16 protein-coding genes are annotated in these 17,723 nt (G+C 48.3%); all 16 read right to left on the bottom strand.

Annotation, left to right across the window (positions count from 1 at the left end; translation table 11 throughout):
- Positions 1 to 35: 35 nt before the first annotated feature.
- Entirely contained in the window at positions 36 to 1,466 is a 1,431-nt protein-coding gene (locus GT1_RS03725) for a trimethylamine methyltransferase family protein (protein WP_188397569.1), read from the bottom strand.
- Between the two features lie 70 nt (positions 1,467 to 1,536).
- Complete coding sequence (locus tag GT1_RS03720) at positions 1,537 to 3,561, bottom strand: methyl-accepting chemotaxis protein (RefSeq protein ID WP_188397568.1); 2,025 nt, start codon at positions 3,559 to 3,561, stop codon at positions 1,537 to 1,539.
- A gap of 54 nt (positions 3,562 to 3,615) precedes the next feature.
- Positions 3,616 to 4,404, bottom strand: coding sequence for an aspartate/glutamate racemase family protein (locus GT1_RS03715; protein WP_188397566.1), 789 nt, complete (start codon positions 4,402 to 4,404; stop codon positions 3,616 to 3,618).
- The gene (locus GT1_RS03710; protein WP_188397564.1) at positions 4,401 to 4,820 is read right to left on the bottom strand and encodes an aconitase X swivel domain-containing protein; all 420 of its coding nucleotides are present in this window, start codon (positions 4,818 to 4,820) and stop codon (positions 4,401 to 4,403) included. Before GT1_RS03710 ends, GT1_RS03715 begins: the two co-directional genes overlap by 4 nt.
- A 1-nt stretch (position 4,821) precedes the next feature.
- Positions 4,822 to 6,093, bottom strand: coding sequence for an aconitase X catalytic domain-containing protein (locus tag GT1_RS03705; RefSeq protein WP_188397562.1), 1,272 nt, complete (start codon positions 6,091 to 6,093; stop codon positions 4,822 to 4,824).
- 34 nt (positions 6,094 to 6,127) lie between these two features.
- Positions 6,128 to 6,979: a 3-methyl-2-oxobutanoate hydroxymethyltransferase gene (gene panB / locus GT1_RS03700; protein ID WP_188397560.1), complete on the bottom strand. Its 852-nt coding sequence runs from the start codon at positions 6,977 to 6,979 to the stop codon at positions 6,128 to 6,130.
- A 110-nt stretch (positions 6,980 to 7,089) separates the two neighbouring features.
- Positions 7,090 to 8,415: an MFS transporter gene (locus GT1_RS03695; protein ID WP_075757939.1), complete on the bottom strand. Its 1,326-nt coding sequence runs from the start codon at positions 8,413 to 8,415 to the stop codon at positions 7,090 to 7,092.
- Between the two features lie 151 nt (positions 8,416 to 8,566).
- The gene (locus GT1_RS03690) at positions 8,567 to 9,358 is read right to left on the bottom strand and encodes an aspartate/glutamate racemase family protein (RefSeq protein WP_188397558.1); all 792 of its coding nucleotides are present in this window, start codon (positions 9,356 to 9,358) and stop codon (positions 8,567 to 8,569) included.
- A 199-nt stretch (positions 9,359 to 9,557) separates the two neighbouring features.
- Complete coding sequence (locus GT1_RS03685) at positions 9,558 to 10,994, bottom strand: trimethylamine methyltransferase family protein (protein WP_223226035.1); 1,437 nt, start codon at positions 10,992 to 10,994, stop codon at positions 9,558 to 9,560.
- Between the two features lie 34 nt (positions 10,995 to 11,028).
- Positions 11,029 to 12,252, bottom strand: a complete 1,224-nt coding sequence (locus GT1_RS03680; RefSeq protein ID WP_188397556.1) for an NAD/NADP octopine/nopaline dehydrogenase family protein — start codon at positions 12,250 to 12,252, stop codon at positions 11,029 to 11,031.
- A gap of 35 nt (positions 12,253 to 12,287) precedes the next feature.
- Positions 12,288 to 13,088, bottom strand: a complete 801-nt coding sequence (locus tag GT1_RS03675; protein ID WP_223226034.1) for a methyltetrahydrofolate cobalamin methyltransferase — start codon at positions 13,086 to 13,088, stop codon at positions 12,288 to 12,290.
- Between the two features lie 12 nt (positions 13,089 to 13,100).
- Positions 13,101 to 13,736: a corrinoid protein gene (locus tag GT1_RS03670; RefSeq protein ID WP_075757944.1), complete on the bottom strand. Its 636-nt coding sequence runs from the start codon at positions 13,734 to 13,736 to the stop codon at positions 13,101 to 13,103.
- A gap of 269 nt (positions 13,737 to 14,005) precedes the next feature.
- Entirely contained in the window at positions 14,006 to 15,457 is a 1,452-nt protein-coding gene (locus GT1_RS03665) for a sigma-54-dependent Fis family transcriptional regulator (RefSeq protein ID WP_188397554.1), read from the bottom strand.
- Positions 15,458 to 15,527: 70 nt separating this feature from the next.
- On the bottom strand, positions 15,528 to 16,265 hold the full coding sequence (locus tag GT1_RS03660) for a SagB/ThcOx family dehydrogenase (RefSeq protein WP_188397552.1): 738 nt from the start codon (positions 16,263 to 16,265) through the stop codon (positions 15,528 to 15,530).
- Between the two features lie 95 nt (positions 16,266 to 16,360).
- Positions 16,361 to 17,068 carry a hypothetical protein gene (locus tag GT1_RS03655; protein WP_188397550.1) on the bottom strand — a complete coding sequence of 236 codons (708 nt, stop codon included), beginning with the start codon at positions 17,066 to 17,068 and terminating at the stop codon, positions 16,361 to 16,363.
- A 73-nt stretch (positions 17,069 to 17,141) separates the two neighbouring features.
- On the bottom strand, positions 17,142 to 17,387 hold the full coding sequence (locus tag GT1_RS03650; protein ID WP_188397549.1) for a hypothetical protein: 246 nt from the start codon (positions 17,385 to 17,387) through the stop codon (positions 17,142 to 17,144).
- Positions 17,388 to 17,723: the final 336 nt, after the last annotated feature.

Below are 17,723 nucleotides of genomic sequence, written 5' to 3'. Positions count from 1 at the left end.
GCAGAGGAAGCGCGTATATCGAACAAGGCTTTGGCTTACATGTGTTGTAAAGCTTCAATATATGTTTTATCAAAACCTTTGCCTGCCAGATATTGGACCAGCTGCTGCTGTATTTCCTGGGGAAGCTCCGGCTGTTGATAAGTGTTCAGCATTTTATCCTTTTTACTGTGTATTGTTTCAAGAAGCTTAGCTGTCGGATCACCTGTCACCGTTCCTCTGAGACTGATTTCAGGTATAAACGGTTCCTTCCGGCAATGCTTCATCGTATGCTCGGCTGTAAGGAATTGTCCGGCAATACCAGCCTCATGGATAACATCCACTGCCAGTGTATCGCGATTAACCGCAACACCGGCAAGATAACGCCTGGCCATTTTGATTATTTCCAGGTCCACAATAAACTTCTCATACGACATAGACGCATAACCGTCCATAATGCCGGAACTCTGAAACATTAGATTCATCCCCGCCCGCTGGGTAGTCAACTGGGTTAGCATGGTTTCGTAACCGGCTTGGACCGACAACGACTTGGCATCTGTCAGCGAGCCGCCGCCACGGCAGGGCAGTCCATAGGCTTTTGCCAGGCGTGCCGCATACTCGTAGCATAACGCCCCCTCCGGCGAACCGATGGCGATACTGCCTGTTCTCATATCGGCAGTAGTAGACTGCGAGCCATAAACAACCGGTGTTCCCGCTTTCAGCATCTGAGCCACCGCAATCCCTGCCAACACTTCCGCATTGGTCAGCGCAATCGTACCTGCCAGTGTAACCGGTGCCGTAGTCCCGGCCATGGAGGCGGCCGCAATAATGACCGGCTGCGAGTGCTTAACAAATACTAGCATGGTTTCCAGCATATTTTTGTCAAATTGCAGCGGCGTATTGGTGTTAACAATGGTAATGGCTCTGGCATGCCTGCTTAAGTCTTCCCTGCTGAAAACCGTCGCCAGCATATCCATCAAGGCCTGCACTTCCTCGCCGGAACCGGTGCCTGTTACAATTCCCTTATCGGAAAAGCAAAGGGTGGCATACAGCATCATGGCAATAGAATATTTGCCGCTTAGTTCTGCAGGCTGAACAACAAAGCCGCCGTTACATTTATAGAGGTCGCTTTGATGATACAGTTTAAGAAAATTAATGTAATCGTTCATTGTTGCCGGACGTTTGGAACCGTCACTGCCGGCAATGGCAGGCGACCCGCTGCCCGGACAACATTCTACATGCTCGCCGCCGACAACCATATCATAGCGGGGATTGCGGGCATACAGCGTAAAGCAGGACGGCGCTTTGCCCACCCATTCAGCTATTTGCTCCCTTTTGAAAAATGCCGTTTGCCCGGACACCGTTATTCCCTTCTGCTCTAAGAGCAGAGTAACCTCCGGGTGATGGAACTTCATGCCGGTTTTCTCCAGAATTTGCATGGAGGCTTCATGGATTTGTCTTAGATCCTCTTCCATATTGTCAAATTGCATTTTTTCTCCCCCTATTTTTATTCAGCAAAGCAAGATTTCTGCCGCTGGTACCATGGCGTCCGTTCACTTACTATATTTGAAACTTAGCGACATTTTCCTGCAGTTCTTGCGCCAGCCGGGAAAGCGCCTGACTGGAGGAGGCAATTTCCTGGACTGACGCCGACTGTTCTTCTGTTGACACCGATACCGTCTGGGCCTGGCCTGTCGCTTGCTTGCTGAAAGCTTCAATTTGTTTTACCGCTCCGGCAATTTGCTGGCTGCCCTGGGTTATTTCCTTGATAGCTGCCGATATATGATTGACTTCGTCAGATACCTGACCAACTAATGCCGTAATTTCTTCAAAAGCCTGACCGGCGGTATTAATGACCTCAATTCCCCGCCGAACCTCCCGGGCATTATCATCCATTACTTCCACAACCTGCACAGTATCCCCTTGAACCTGGCCAATCATTGCGCCAATTTTCCTGGCAGCCTCCTGCGACTGTTCTGCCAGCTTGCGGACTTCTTCGGCAACAACGGCAAAGCCCCGCCCCTGTTCGCCGGCACGGGCGGCTTCAATGGCCGCATTCAGGGCAAGCAAGTTGGTCTGTCCCGCGATACCGGAAATAGCATCAATAATTTGTCCGATCTCGCCGGACTGGTTGCTAAGCTTAGTGACCGCTGCCGCAGCCGTCTGAGTGGATTGGGCGATAATAGTCATCTGATTAATTGCCGTTTCCACCGTTCTGCCGCCGTCAGCCGCCTTGTCAACAGCATGGACGGAGCTGCCGGCCACTTCGCTGGCATTGCCGGCCACTTGCCGGATATTGCCTGATATCTGCTCCACTATTTTAAAAGTGTCATCAATGGCTGTCAGTTGTGCCTCCATTCCCCTGGCCACATCGTTAACCGAGCTTGCAACCTGGTTCACAGACTGAGCCGACTGGTCGGCGCTGGCTGTAAGCTGCTGGGAAGAGGCTGCCAGTTGTTCTGCCGTACTTGCTGTTTTGCCAATCATCGCCCGCAGATTTTGCACCATCCGGGCAATGCTGTCCGCCAGAATGCCAACTTCGTCTTTTGTCCCCCGCCGTGGAACCTCGGCACACAAATCCCCGCCTGCCACCCGTTGCGCCACCGCTGCCAGTGCTGCCAGCGGCCGGGCAATGGAACGGCCCATGACCAGAGCTGCCATAAGCCCCACAATAAGACAGATTATGCCTACGACCATCAGCGTATTGCTAATAGCCTTGGAACTGGCCGCTATTTCCGTGGCAGGTATAACAGAAATTAATCGCCAGTTTGTCTCCGGCGAGGTAAAGATATTGGCAAAGTACTCTGTGCCGTCAATGCTAATATCCAAAGTACCGGAATTCATTCCCGCGACTTGCTGAAATGCCGTAATATCTGCCAGCTTTTTTGAGTTGTTTTCCGGCTTTTTCGGATCGGCGATAACCGTTCCTGCATTATCTGCCAATATTACATAACCCTGCTCGCCAATTCTGATATTTTCTATTTCTTTTGTCAGACCATCCAGGCTTACATCAAGCCCCTGGACACCAATCACCTCACCTGTGGCATTGACAATGGTTTTGGTTGTGCTTATGTAATACGTTTGGTTAAAGCTGTAGGGATTACTTCTGCCTACTCTGCCGGCATGCTCCATGGCACTTGTATAATAAGGCCGGCTTGCCGGATCATAAGCAGCGGGAATCTCGGCCACAGGCCATTGAATATATCCCTTAACGGCGGTTGCCATGTAGACATAGGCAAATTTCGGGTGAGTCTTGGCAAAATGTTCGTAAAGGTTATAAATATCTGATTCAATGCCCGGGGTTTGCAAGGGCGTATTCACAATAGGCTTTGCTGTGTGCAAATAAGAGCGGATGGATGTATCCGCCTTGGTTACGGCAGGATGGGTGGCCAAATAATCGCAATTCTCATTTACCGCCTCAAAAAATGTATTAATCGTATTATTAACCTGGATCATTTCTTTTGTTGTCGATGTAACAAAATCTTGTTTTGTTTTTGTTTTTTCGAAATTCAGGAAAATAATACTGATGATGATGACAGGTGTAATGAATAACACCAAAAAAACTGCTATCAGTTTGCTTTGCATACTTGCGAAATTAATACTCCCCTTTTTCATGCACACCTCACTGCAATAAACTATTTACATAAACCCATAATACGGCTTTTGGGCTACGGCCTGGTGGACAAAATTAATGAGTGTAATAAAATCGAACACCGGAAGATTGACTGCGGCCTGAATGGCTGCCGCATATGGCGGCATGTCACTGCATTCCAGCAAAATTGCTCCAATATCCGGATTTTCCTGTACAAGCCCGCTTGCCAGGGCAATCAGTTCGGCGCGGACTTTGGCATTATCAAAGCTGCCCCGCCGCTCCATAAAGGCGGAAAACTCAGGCAGCTGCCCTGCTGAAGCAATGACACACCGTTCATAATCGGCTTGGTTTACGCCACAGGCGGTAAACAAATCGCGCGTCAAATTATGGCCGTCTGCACATAAAACACCGATTTTCTGTCCTTGACGCAGTCCCACACTAATCCAGGGCACTTGCACAACACTGGAAAGATACACAGGAACATCCATGACATCGGCAACGGCGCGCTGGAAATGCCCGAAATAGCCGCAAGCGCCGCAAATTACCCGGCAGCCCTCAGTTTCCAGCTGCCTGGCCGACGCAATGAGCGCCGGCAGCAGGGTATTGTCACCGGCATGCATACGGGCCTGGTTAGCCCCCGGAACCCACATATGCCGTACGGGAAAGGTATAGGTGCTGGCATTGACGACATTGCCGGGCAACAACGGGTAATGAACGTCAAGCAGTAAAATGCCGACCGTATAGCCTGCGACCCACTGGTTGAGTGTAATCTCAAAACGTTTATCGCCATCGGCCTGGGTGCCAAGATAACCGTAGTTGCGGATAATTTTAGTCATAGGGTTTCCTCCCGGCAAATTTCAATATAGCCCTCATCGCCGTTAACAATGACAATATCACCTGTTTTAATGATGGCAAAGGGGTCTTCCGCCAAATCTGTCACAACAGGAACACCGGTTACAACAGCGGCAACGCCGGTGCGGGAATCCATCTGCGGAAATACCATGGCCGCAGGCGCCACGCCCATCAGCTTTGCGGCATGAAAGTGGCAGGACCATCCGTTCGAGCCTTTGCCGCCTGAGATGACCAGCACCGAGCCTTTGATTGACATACCGGCGAACGGATGCCCGGTTTCTATGATCAGGCCGGTCTTCTCATCAATGCCTGCCCAGCCCTGAATGGTTTCGCGGCTTACCATAGCCCGCCCCCTGGCCACTCCCTTGACTGCACCTCTGCCCTTAATGACCCTGCCCATATTATGTGTCCCACCTTCCTGTTACTGCCGCAGCAATACACTGCTCCAGCGAACCGTAACCGACGTTAACCTGCCGGCTTGCCGCAATATAGTGCGCCTGTTTGGCAGAATCAAACCCCACCGTTTTCGTGCCTGTCGGCATCCTTTCGCTGGTCAGCGGACAACTGCTGGTCAATACAACAGCGCCCGCCGCCTCGATAGTGCCCGTATAACCGCTGCGGTCGGCAACCTCCTTGATGGGCGAAGCCGTCCAGACATGCACCGTCGTACCCTGTACCACCTTTTTCCCGTCAAGCATATTGGCGATCCACCGCAGTTCTTCAATACTATAATGGGGGCAGCCCAGGCTGATATAATCAATTGGACCCAGGGCCTGCCCGCCACCGAGAATCCGGTAGGATTCCTCCAAATCCTGCACCGTAACCGTCATTCGCCGCACCGGCTCTCTGCCGCCAAGCGCCGCCCTCAAGGTCGGCGCTTCCGGCGTAACTCCTACGATATGGCACATTTCCGGACCGGCAGTGGTGGCCATGGCGGCAAAGAAGTATTTAATGGAAATAATGCTCAGGCGATTGGTGATGCCATTAATGACCGGGACGGCGTGCGGCGGGAGTTTCCGGCCGATTGTATAGCCGAGCAAATCCCAGTCCCTGCTGCTGTTTACAGCACACTCAACATCAAATACATGGGTTCCCTGGCGGTTGTCCCTTAGATGATTGCCCCATTTCGGCATACGCCCGCAGGCAGCCGCCCAGAAACCGGCCTCCAGGCCGTCGGCATTGCCGCAGGCCCCCCACAGAGAATTCATCAGGGTTACGGCATGCGACTCACTGGAAACATAATGCTCGCCAGGCATGGGGATAAACCCGCACAGATAAGGAACACAGGTGCCAACCATGTTGATACCGCTTTGGCAGTAATAGTCCAGAAATTCCCGGTTGCGCCGGGCCTCGGTCTCGCTAACCCCCATGCGCGCATAGGCTTTAGGGTCCATCGGCCCGCAGTCGGACTGGCAATAGCACGCCATTTCGGTAAGAGGCAGGATCTCTTCGGTGCAATACTGCATTTGGGAAACAATTTTTTCAACGCTGCCTTCACCGGCGGCGCTAAGATACCCATGCGCTCCGCAAAAAACATGTGCCATGGTCACTTCACACAATTCCTGAGCGCCCAAAATCCGGGCATATTCTACCACCTTTTGCAGCGCCTGCTGCTTCAATCTCCCATACTTTCCGACAAGCATTTCCTGCTCGTACTGGGTCAATGTAAGCATGTTCCTATCCGCTCCTTATCCGGCTGGGTAAAAATTACCCTTTCAGCATGTTGTTCAGCTTGCCAAGTTCTTCTGCCGGCATACCATAGCAATGTTCTTTCCCGGGGAACACACCTTGTTCCACTTCTGCTTTATACTGCAGCAGCGCTTCTAAAATAACGCCATTCATATTCGCATATTTCTTGACAAACTTAGGCACAAACCGGTCAAAGAAGCCCAGCATGTCGTGTACAATCAACAGCTGCCCGTCGCAGTGAATGCCGGCACCGATGCTAATAATCGGCACCTTGCTGCTTTCGGTGATAATCCTCGCAACTTCAGGCGGAATAGCTTCCAGCAGAATGGAGCACACGCCGGCAGCTTCCAAAGCCGCTGCATCTTCAATAATACGGCAGGCGGCTTCAGCCGAGCGCCCCTGTGCTTTGAACCCGCCCAGAGCAGAGGTAGACTGCGGCGTCAACCCCAAATGGCCCATAACCGGAATCCCGGCATTGACAATGGCTCTTACGGTTTCCGCCATAACGGCGCCGCCTTCAAGTTTTATACAATCCACATTGGCTTCCTTCATAAAGCGGCCGGCATTGCGAACAGCTTCCTGCGGGGATACCTGATAGGATAAAAACGGCATGTCGCCGATAACAAAGGCATTGGGGGCTCCCCGTTTGACAGCGGCGGAGTGAACAATCATCATATCCATAGTAACAGGCAGGGTTCCGTCAAAACCATATACCGTCATGCCCAGGGAATCCCCGCACAAAATAATATCAATACCTGCCTTTTCCTCCAGTAAAGCCATCGGATAATCATAACCGGTAATCATGGTTATTTGTTCCTTTTTGGCCTTTTTCTCCATAAGGTAGGGAATGGTTACTTTTGTTCTAGACATTTGTCATCCTCCAGTTTTTATTTTTTACATATTTTTAGGCCAAGACCCTCGGGGGAATAAACATCCCCCGCCGGTCTTTTCCTGCTGTTATTCGGATATAGCTACCATGATTAGCCTGCTTTATTTATGCTGCTGGCCTCACTCAGTGTCAGGGATTTGGTTTCCGGTGCCCAGGCAATCGAGACAAGTGTGCCAACCACCAGCGTACCGGTAAGCCAGAGAAGGGTATAGGTCATCCCCAGATTCGCAATACTCATCGGCAGTAAAAAGGTTCCCACCGCTGCTCCCAGCCGGCTGGCGGCAGTAGCCAGCCCCACGCCGGAAGAACGGACATCTGTGGGAAAGCTCTCTGCCGGGAAAACCCCGACTAAATTGGATACCGCCGACATAACCAGCGTAAAGGCGGCAAAGGTAATGACCATCAGCATTTTGGAGCTATCTGGCAGCATGCCTAACGTAAACAGGGCAATGGATAAAAAGATGAAGGAATTGATGAGAAAGCCACGGCGTGTGAATTTTATTGTCCACCAGATCCCCAACAGCGCACCAAGGATCAGCAAAGCGTTTAGCAGCATGTTGGTGGTGAAATTTTCAGCTAAGCCCATTATTTTTAGAATATCAGGCAGAAAGGTGTAAATAGCGAAGTAAGGAATAACCAGGCACATGAAAAAGATACAATTAAATAGTGTGCGGGTAATTAGTTTTTTGCTGAACAAGTCACTGAATGTACCCATTTGTTGTTCTGTCTTTTCGTCATCAAGGACAACATTATCTCCCAGATATTTCTTAACGACTGCCATGGCTTCTTCGGTACGTCCCTGCCGTAATAACCACCGGGGTGATTCAGGGCTTCCCATCCGGTAAATGAGGACAAACAGCGCCAGCGGAAATGCCGATACCAACAGCCAGCGCCACGAGTCTCCCAGCGTACTATGCAGGAACATCCCGACAAAGCTTGCCAGTACATAGCCAAAGGTCCAAATAACACTAAACGAACCCAATATCGCGCCGCGATGCTTACGCGGTAAAAATTCGGCTAACATCGTATGGCCGACACTATAGTCTCCGCCAAGCCCAATGCCAATGATAATCCTCAAAATAAACAACTGCTCCGGGGTTTGCACAAAAAACTGCAGCGCGGTGGCAATAGCAATCAGCACAAAATTGAACATAAAGATTTTCTTGCGTCCGTAATAATCCGAAACCCATCCCAGAATCAGGCTTCCTAAAAACAAGCCAAGCAAAGCCGAACTGCCAATAAGTCCCTGCCAAAATGGGGACAGTCCCATTTGAGGCGTAATAACCGTAAGCGCGATACCAATAACCCCGAGAGAGAAACCATCGGTAAAATGGGCTGCAAAGGTAATGCCTGTCATTTTTACATGGAATTTACTTAAGGGAACATCATCAAACTTTATCACCTTACTTGTATCCATTACATAACCTCCTCGCATAATACACTTACTTTTCTTGAAGGCAATAGCAGCGACCATAAGTTATTGTTGTTATATTCTGACTATTTTTCAGTTTAGAGCCACTGCCTCTGACTGTGTCGACCCACATGTTTCAACAATTCATACGAACATATCAGACATGTCCATAATAATCGCGGTGGGCCACTACCGAAAACGCATAATCCAAAAGTGTTCCCCAGCTAAATACCGGCAAATCGACTGCACCTTGAATCGCCCGGGCAAAAGGCTGCATACCTGTGCATTCCAGCATAATTGCACCAATCCGGGGATTTGCCGCAACAAAGGCTCTGGCTGCGTTAACCATCTGCTGTTCGGTTTTATCATAATAGGCTTCCGGATATTCAGGCCGTTTGAGCGGATTCCACAGGTTATCAAACTCTGTGCAGCCATATTCATCCTGAGCTCCGGCTATTATATAGTTGCTTCCCGGCGTAATGCCGACATTTTTCAGATGCTCTTCACTTAAAAACTGTTTTTGGGCGCAGATTATGCCGACAAATTTCTGGGGGCCGATAACCTGCTGAATAAAAGGCACTTGTAATAAACTTGACATAAATACCGGTACATCCACAACGGCAGCCACAGCTTTTTGGAAAAAGGCAAAATAACCACACTCTGCGGCGATGGCCCTGCAGCCCATCTGTTCCAGTTTGCTGGCGGCAGCAATTACCGCATCCCGGCATTGATTCGGATTCTTATCATACACTAGGGTCTTATTGGTTACCCCTTCGGCAATCTCATACTGTATCGGATACGGAAAAGCGCTGGCATTGCGCACATCGCCGGGAAAACCGGGATATGCGTCATTGAGCACGATAATCCCCAAACCCATGCCATAGCAAACATGGTTTTTGCGGACTTTAATATAATTAATCCTACTATCACGATTTTGCCAGAAGATCATTACCGACTACCTCCTTTACTTAACTTCTTAACAATTGTCCATTATCCTGCAAAGGTAAGCCTCCCCTAACGGCAGGTGTTTGTACCCCTGCCGCAGGTTAGCCACCCTAACCCGGGGACTTAGGAACTTGCCTGTGCCTGTGTAACTCCCACCTGTAGCAGATGGGAGTTTTAGCACAGGACAATCATGGAGTAAAAACTTACAAACCGAGCTTTTGTTCCCATTTTTCCAGTTTTGCCAATACAGCGGCATCGAGCTGGGGAACCTGGTGATTTTCCAGAATGTCTGCAATTTTAGCCTTAATCTTGCCGCTTACTTCCGAGAAGTCTTCATTATTCATCTTCCGGCTGAACAGGCTGGGATACCATATTTTGCGGAAATTTTTATTGGTATGCACTTCTGTCAGATAATGCCCGCCCGGGCCTACCTTTTCAATAACGTCAAGGGCGAACTCTTCTTCCGCCACATCGATACCGGCGGTATAATGCTTTAAGCCTTCGATGATTTCATTGGCCAAAACCACTAATTCCGGGGAAACACTCTTGCAATGATCCATTACCCCCACATCATGAATGATATTGGCCTTGCTTAACATGGTGGAAAAGATTTCAAAAGTGGCTTCCGCTACTGCCTGCTCATCAATGACTTTGGCATCAGAGCAGCCTGCCGTGCCGTAGAAAGGCAAGCCGTAATAGGCTACCAAATCGGCCATGGCGGCAATATTCAGATGGAACTCCGGCGCCGCATAACTGCCGATACTTGTTCGCATATCAAAAACAGACGGCATGGCACCATAAATAAAGGGAGCGCCTTCACTAACCAGTTGCGAGATGACTAATCCGGTCAGGGCTTCGGCATTGCATTGTGCCAAAGTCGCCGCCTTGCTCATCGGGGATGTCCCTCCCATCATGCAATAAGGCATATACACAAAGGGTATGCGGTTTTTTGCGCTGATGTATATTTTTTCAGTGCTTTCCAGCGGATGGGTCAATGGCGGTATGGGTTCGCAGTAATTGAAGATAAACGGTTTTTCCTGCAATTTGTCCAGGCCGCCGGCAACATCGGCGGCAATATCAATAATCTCCTGCAAGGCCTGGATATCATTTGTGGAAAAGTTAATGGTTTTACTGAAGTTTTTCACGGTTTCAATAAAGGTGCTTTGACTCTGAACCTTCGGGTCAACATCTGCTGTCATGCCCACCGAGAGGACAAAAAAGATATTGGGCAGATAGTCGGCAACCTTACACATGGTTTTAATGTCTTGTTTGAGAAATTGACGTACGGTATTGGTAACAGGGTCCACAAGCTCCAGCTGATCGGAATGGGTGCCGAAATATACCTGGTTTTCACTGTTGATCACCATAGCCGGCGCCCCATCACGCGTATATAAGGTTATTTCTTTGGGAGCGCTCTTAATTGCCCGGGCAACCATGTCCTGCGGGATACGGATACGGCCGTCCGCTCCTAAATGCGCGCCATTGTCCAACAACAGCGTTATGGCGCGTTCCCCGGTTATTTTCATCCCCACTTTTTCCATTAAGTAGATGCTTTTTTCATGAATCTTATCAATCTTCTCCTGATTCAGCACAGAAAATTCAATATTCCGTCTAATTGGTGCAGCCATCTGGTTGCTCACATCCCCTTTCTTCCTGCTAACAAAGCATGGCCTGCTATTTTGCGTGGTACACACCCTCACGCAGGTAAGCGTTCATTTCTTCTTTGTTCATATGGCCGATACCCAGATAATCCAGGGTATAACCCAGTTGATAGAAATCTCTTTGCAGAATTGCCGAAGCCAGATTAATCATGGAATCAATAACCGGTGTCTTTACGCCGAATTTTTTACCCAGCTCATGATACACATGGCAGCCTACCGGAATATCTTCGGTAATATATCGATTTTCCATGGTGAACGGGCCGGTGCCAAATTGAATCGGGTCCTGCCGGTCAAACGGAATCACATAATCTTCTCCCATATATTCGGCTCCCAGCACATTTTCCCGGGAAAAGAACTGTTCTTTGCGATAGGGTTGAATACCAACCCCCATAGCTTCGGCCAAGTCGCATTCTTCTTTGTAGAAGGCATATTGCACTTCGGAAATGGACGGGCAGTAGGCATGGGAGTAAATGCTGAATTTGTATTTATCTTCACCGAAAATTACTCCAAAGTTTTCCATAACGCCCACACCTAAAATAGCGCCAGGACAATGCAGCACCGGATTAACATTGCTAAAGCCGGTATCCATGACCGTATCGCCGGCAACAGCGCCTTGTCCATGGGTCACCGCATCCATTGACGGCAGATATTTTGCGCTTTCGAGGAAAGCGTCGGTGTCACAAGCCGGCATGGCAGCCCCGCGCAAGGTGATAGCCCGGTAATATACACGAATCTGCGGTAAAATTACGCCGCCCTTTATTTCCACCCGGCTGCCATAGGTTGAACTGGACCAGCCGCCGATGATCACTTGTTTCGTGCAGCCGGCTTCCCGCATCATCTTTCTTAAAATCAGGGAGCCATAGTTATCGGGAAAGATATGAATGACCATGCCGTCTTCCAACGCCGGAATCAGTTTCTCAAAAAACGGCTTATGACCGGCGCAAGGTGTTGCCACAACCACTAAGCCTGCCCCTTTTACCGCTTCGGCCACATCGGTGGTAACCTTGTCCATCCGGGCCTGGCCGTGCCGTTCAAAACCGTACAGATTCAACTGATCACCAAAAAATTTAATTCCTGTTTTTTCGACGCCGAATAATGTTTTTTCGGCAAATGGCGGCAGATCGCATAGCCGGACCTTAGCTCCCCCCAAAGCACAATCACCGGCAATCGCCTTGCCTACCGCCCCGGCACCGAGTACCGCAATCGGTTTAGTTTTTAAATACTCCATGGTTTGCATTGTTATTTCCTCCTCAGTCTTTAATAGCTCAGCCTTTAATAAAATCCCTTGCGATGGGCTTTAATGTAGCCCATGCAGTATTCATCCTGCCCTAACAGGGTTTTGGCGGCATAAATGAGTCCCATCATGCTTTTATCTGTCGGATTCAAAATATAGCCGTCCATACCCACAGCCATGGTTAGCGCTACAAACAAGCTGTTTAAATATTTCCGGTTTGGCAGCCCATAGGATACATTGCTTAAGCCACACATAAAATGAACTTGCGGATATTGCTCCTTGATCAGCTTTATGGTTTCCAGCACTTCCACGCCGGCTGTCCCCACACTGCTAACCGGCTTAACCAAGGGGTCAAAGTAGATGTCATCATCCTTGACCCCGGCGGCGGTCAGTTTTGCATGCAGGCTTTTTACTACCCGTATACGGTCGGCTGCTGTATCAGGCATGCCTGTGTCATCCATGCATAATGCCACAATTTTTGCCTTGTATTTTTGTACCAGCGGTATTATGGCTTCAAACCGGGAGCTTTCATCAGTTATTGAGTTGATCATCGGTGTTCCGTACTTTACCAGCTCCAGACCGGCTGCTAACGCCAGCGGATTGGGGCTGTCAATGCATAAAGGAACTTTGACGGCTTCCTGAACGGTATTTACCAGCCACCGCATATTCTCAACCTCATCAAAAACCTTGTTGCCGCAGTTAACATCAATATAAGTTGCGCCGGCTTCGACCTGTTCCAGCGCCACCTGCTGGATAACCTGAGCATTTTTGTTATCTACCGCTTCACTAATAGCCTTGCGGCTGGTATTAATTAATTCGCCTACAATTACCAACGCCATTCCTCCAGTCTGCTAATTTGCCACCATGGCAGCCGCCATTTCCTTACAAGCCACGGCATCCACGCAATAGCCGTCAGCTCCAATCTTTTCAGCGAACTCAGGATATAGAGGAGCACCGCCAACCAGAATCTTGACATTATCACGCAATCCGGCTTCTGTAATTAGCTCAATGGTTTCTTTCATCGCCATCATAGTTGTGGTTAACAAGGCGCACATCCCCACAATCTTAGGCCTATGCTCTTTGATGGCATCCACGAACTTCTCCGGCGACACATCAATCCCCAGATCGACGACATTAAAGCCGCCGCTTTCCAAAATCATGACAACCAGGTTCTTGCCAATATCATGTAAATCGCCTTTTACCGTACCCATCAAAAAAGTAGCCACCCCTGCTGAATCATCTGTCGAAAGCAGGGGTTTTACTAATTTCATGCCCTCTGCCAACGCTTTAGCTGACATCATAACCTCAGGAATAAACATTTCACCGGCTTTAAACTTGGGCGCCACAATATCCATGCCTGCCAACAGGCCGTTATTGACAATATCCAGAGGAGCTGCACCACTGTCAATTAATTGCTGGGTAAGACTTTGCACACTTTCAGGATCACCCTCAAATACTGCTGCTGCTACTTTTTTGAAATCACTCATTGTACTTGCCTCCATCCTATTAGATAATATTTAAAAACTTCTCCCTGCCAACAAGATAATGCATTTCTCATGCCACATTTAATGCATGTTTGAAATATTGCTTTCATAAAACAAATAAAATGCCAGAAAGGCAGAGCCTCTCTGGCATTTTATTTGTTTTACTTTTTGGAAATTTTAGATAAATCACAGTAAATTATTTCCATATTAAGGTTTTGAGCGGTTATTGTGATTCATATTCGAAACAATACTGATTCAATTGCGCTTCACTTTTAGTCGCTGCGCTCCTGGCTGTCCGCAATCGCATCACCGTTATTGCAATATTTTTCAATCAGCCGGTGGGCCCTGCTCTGACTTATCTTCAATGCGTGCGCAACCTTACGGGAGCTGCCGTATTTTCGAAATGCCTCCACAACCATATTACGTTCCAGTTGGGCCACCGCCCTATCCAACTGGCTTAGCCGCACCTCATTTTCTTCAATAAGCTTTATCTTTTTGGAAAATGCCTCCGAGAAAACCTTGGGCAAATGTCCAACATGAATGACCGAATCCTCCACAACCACGACCAGCCGTTCCATCATGTTCTCAAGCTCCCGGATATTGCCCGGCCACGCATAATCCAGCAATATATCCCGGCACTCAGGCGATATACGGTGTTCCTTTTTGTACTTTTTATTAAACTGATTTAAAAAATAATAAATCAGCGCCAAAGTATCCTCACGACGCTCTCGCAGCGGTCTTAATTCCATTTCAATAACATTAAGGCGGTAATATAAATCTTCACGAAAAGTGCCGTTTTCTATCATCTCTGTGATGTTTCTGTTGGTGGCCGAAATAATCCGGCAATCGGCCGTTCTCACCTGATGGCCGCCGACAGGGATAAAACGCCGTTCCTGAATAAACTCTAAAATCTTTCCCTGCAGGCGCAGCGGCAATTCCGCTATTTCATCTAAAAACAAGGTCCCCCCGTCGGCCAGCTCCAGGAGCCCCTTCTTGCCTTTTTGCAAAGCACCGGTAAAAGCCCCTCCCATATAGCCAAACAGTTCTGACTCAATCAGTTCTTCGGGAATGGCGGCACAATTAATACTGATAAACGGCCCGTCTTTCCGCGAACTAATTCTGTGGATATTCTTGGCCAGCGCACTCTTGCCTGTCCCTGTCTCTCCCAGAATTAAGATATTAATATCCACAGGTGCCACTCTTTCCACCAATTGCATCAAATCTTTCATCTGGCTGCTGTTAGCTACAAGCTTAACATTTTGCAGTTCTTTCTTTCTTAATACTACAACCTCATCTTGCATGCGCGCCAGTAATTCCTTGGTTTGCTCTAAATCCCGTTTAGTATCTTCCAGCTCCCGCACATCCCGGCAATTTTGCACCAATAACTCAATGTTCCCGCCTGCATCATAGATAGGAGTATTGGTTACCAGCATTTTTGCTCCGGTCCGGGTTGTTTGTTCCAAAGTATTCTGCCTGGTACTACGCAGGGTAATCGGGGCAGTAGGCGGATAGCAGCCAACATTCTCCATAAATTGCCATGAATCTTTGCCAATTACATCACTTGGTTTGATTCCGTAATATTTCTCACAGGCTCTATTGGCATAAATGGTTACCCCGTTACCGTCTGTAGCAAAAATCGCATCATGCGAATGATCTAAAATCTTTAACAAAGTTTCTTTGCCCAGTTGACAATGATTAGTGTCTTTATTTTGATATGCTTTCACACTGTCCCCCTCTTTCCCGCTTGCTTTGCCACATACTTATCGGCAGTTCTTGGGACATTAAGCGGCATGATTACGGCTTTTTGCCAAGAGCAGCCACATACACGGCAAATTGTGCTTCACCGTCAAGACCGAGGGCCTGATTTAACTGATCATCATCAAAAGCGGCAATCGCGCACACGCCGCAGTCGGTTGTTTCTGCCGCCAAATACAGGTTTTGGCAGACATGTCCGGCATCAAGATGCAAATAGCGATATCCCCGTTGCCCATAGCGGTAAGTCATCCGGTAGGCAGCCGCCGTCCAAATAAAAGTGACTGCGCTAGTCTTAACAAACCGCTGCCTAAGGCAGGCATCGGTAATGACAGTACTAATATTCTCCGGAAACGCAAGCTTGGCCAACTGATGATCGACTGCCAAAAACTTGTACAAGCCAGGTGCCAGTCCTGCCACGTTATTTACCAATAGATAGGTTTCAAAGGCATGCCTGGCACCTGCAGACGGCACTGTCCGCAGGGTGACTAAATGCGGTTCAACCGACTTTACCCCCTGAGTGCACCAAAGCAAATACGAAAGCTCGGATAAGGAGACAGGTGTAGCAGCATATCTGCGCACACTAACGCGCTGAACAATGGCCTGAGTAAGCGCTATATCGGCCTTATACTTTCTGGGATCAGGCAAATCAATAATACTAACAGCAGTCTCCAACTCCAGTTCTACCGGCGGATGCGGCAGCCCTTGCTCCTGGTCGGATGGTGATAAATGTTTGTATTTAGTTTTCTCCATAAACTCTTTACCAATGTCCAATGCCATCACTGTCCCCCCTGTTTCTTCAAAATCTATATCTTTATTCTCTTGACAAAAACATTTTCCTGCTTAGGTCCTTAACAGGTGACAGTGGCTAAAAACTATTTCCAGATTGTATATCGCAACAAAATCTTTTCGTCGTCAGACATTTTTAAATAATCAGCACCAACCCGGTTAACACGCACCCCAGCCCCAAACGTACCTGCACCGCCAATCAAATCAACCTGCGGACGGTATTTTCTTGCGGCAATTTCGTTTAACTTGGCTGCTACAATTTGTTTATCACTTTCCCGCTGCAGCGCAACCTCTTTATTAACCAGGTCTGTTACATCAACGGTAGCCGCCGTACTGATTTCACCAATTAGCTTGCCCTTCTCAAACTTGCTCGTTTCACCGGAAATTCCCTGCAGTTCAACGTTTTGTCCATTATATTTCATATAAACGATGGGGGCTTGTACCTGCATATCAATATCAGTCTTTTCCAGTGAGGTAATTTCCTGACCTGTTCCGGCGTCCTTATATATAATAGTTTCTTTTGGTACATAAGCCAATTCTGTTACTGTTTTGGTCTCAGTTTTTACTACCGGTGGTTTTTGTTTTTCGGTATATAGAAGTTGTTCGGTATAATTCAGGCGTTCTTTGGTGCTGGCCAGAGCCTCCCGCAGCCCGGAGACATACCAGGAGTGCATAGCCCAGGCACCAAGGCCGGCACCTAGCAAGAAAATAATTAGTAACGGTAAATACTTTTGCTTCCAAGTATCGGTAAGCCTTGCCGCTGCTGTTTTACCCTCGTTCAATTCCACACTCACTCCCATCACTCCTTGCCTTAGTCTAATAGTACGCCATATAACAAGCGTTATTATGTAGGCGACAGAAAGTCGCCTATACTATGAGCTTGATCACCAATCCTATGGCCACAGCCCCTGATAGCCAGACCACCCATTTGGGAACCTGATATTTAGCAGCCGCCTCCTCAACTTTATCATCAATTTTTGATCCGACATTTGTGATTTCATCCTTGAGTTCTTTTTTTATCCTGGAAACCTCTTCTTTGATCTCTGCTTTAAGCTCTTCTTTAATTTCCTTCTTGATGCTCTCCTTTAATTCGTCTAACACTTTTTCGTCCACCTGCCCACCTCCTGCTTTATTCTATTCTGTTAACCAGTGTTGTGTTACATAAGCAGTGAACCAAGTTATTAGGGGCAGAGCAACGCTAGAACTTGTGTGAATCGCTTAGTTCCAAGCGGAGCGCGGAACTTCCTTATACAACAAAAAAAGCCCATACCTTATACAGGTACAGGCTTTTTCACATTCCCTGAAAACTTCACAGAAGAAAAGCAGTTCGCAATTAGTTCTATTCAATGTTTGCACTTGTGCAAACGAGGTGTTTAAGTCAAGTCCTCGGCCTATTAGTACCAGTCAGCTGCATGGATTGCTCCACTTCCACATCTGGCCTATCTACCT

Source organism: Sporomusa sp. GT1, from assembly GCF_014634905.1.
Lineage (GTDB): Bacteria > Bacillota > Negativicutes > Sporomusales > Sporomusaceae > Sporomusa > Sporomusa sphaeroides.
Note: the sequence above shows the minus strand (reverse complement) of the source record. Positions and strands in the feature narration are given on the sequence as shown.

Bases quoted from the DNA above. Each gene is read 5' to 3' on its own strand.
- GT1_RS03660 (WP_188397552.1), bottom strand. From the start codon at position 16,265: ATGGCATTGGACATTGGTAAAGAGTTTATGGAGAAAACTAAATACAAA.
- panB (WP_188397560.1), bottom strand. From the start codon at position 6,979: ATGTCTAGAACAAAAGTAACCATTCCCTACCTTATGGAGAAAAAGGCC.
- GT1_RS03710 (WP_188397564.1), bottom strand. From the start codon at position 4,820: ATGGGCAGGGTCATTAAGGGCAGAGGTGCAGTCAAGGGAGTGGCCAGG.
- GT1_RS03690 (WP_188397558.1), bottom strand. From the start codon at position 9,358: ATGATCTTCTGGCAAAATCGTGATAGTAGGATTAATTATATTAAAGTC.
- GT1_RS03705 (WP_188397562.1), bottom strand. From the start codon at position 6,093: ATGCTTACATTGACCCAGTACGAGCAGGAAATGCTTGTCGGAAAGTAT.
- GT1_RS03715 (WP_188397566.1), bottom strand. From the start codon at position 4,404: ATGACTAAAATTATCCGCAACTACGGTTATCTTGGCACCCAGGCCGAT.
- GT1_RS03695 (WP_075757939.1), bottom strand. From the start codon at position 8,415: ATGGATACAAGTAAGGTGATAAAGTTTGATGATGTTCCCTTAAGTAAA.
- GT1_RS03680 (WP_188397556.1), bottom strand. From the start codon at position 12,252: ATGCAAACCATGGAGTATTTAAAAACTAAACCGATTGCGGTACTCGGT.
- GT1_RS03725 (WP_188397569.1), bottom strand. From the start codon at position 1,466: ATGCAATTTGACAATATGGAAGAGGATCTAAGACAAATCCATGAAGCC.
- GT1_RS03720 (WP_188397568.1), bottom strand. From the start codon at position 3,561: ATGCAAAGCAAACTGATAGCAGTTTTTTTGGTGTTATTCATTACACCT.
- GT1_RS03675 (WP_223226034.1), bottom strand. From the start codon at position 13,088: ATGGCGTTGGTAATTGTAGGCGAATTAATTAATACCAGCCGCAAGGCT.
- GT1_RS03670 (WP_075757944.1), bottom strand. From the start codon at position 13,736: ATGAGTGATTTCAAAAAAGTAGCAGCAGCAGTATTTGAGGGTGATCCT.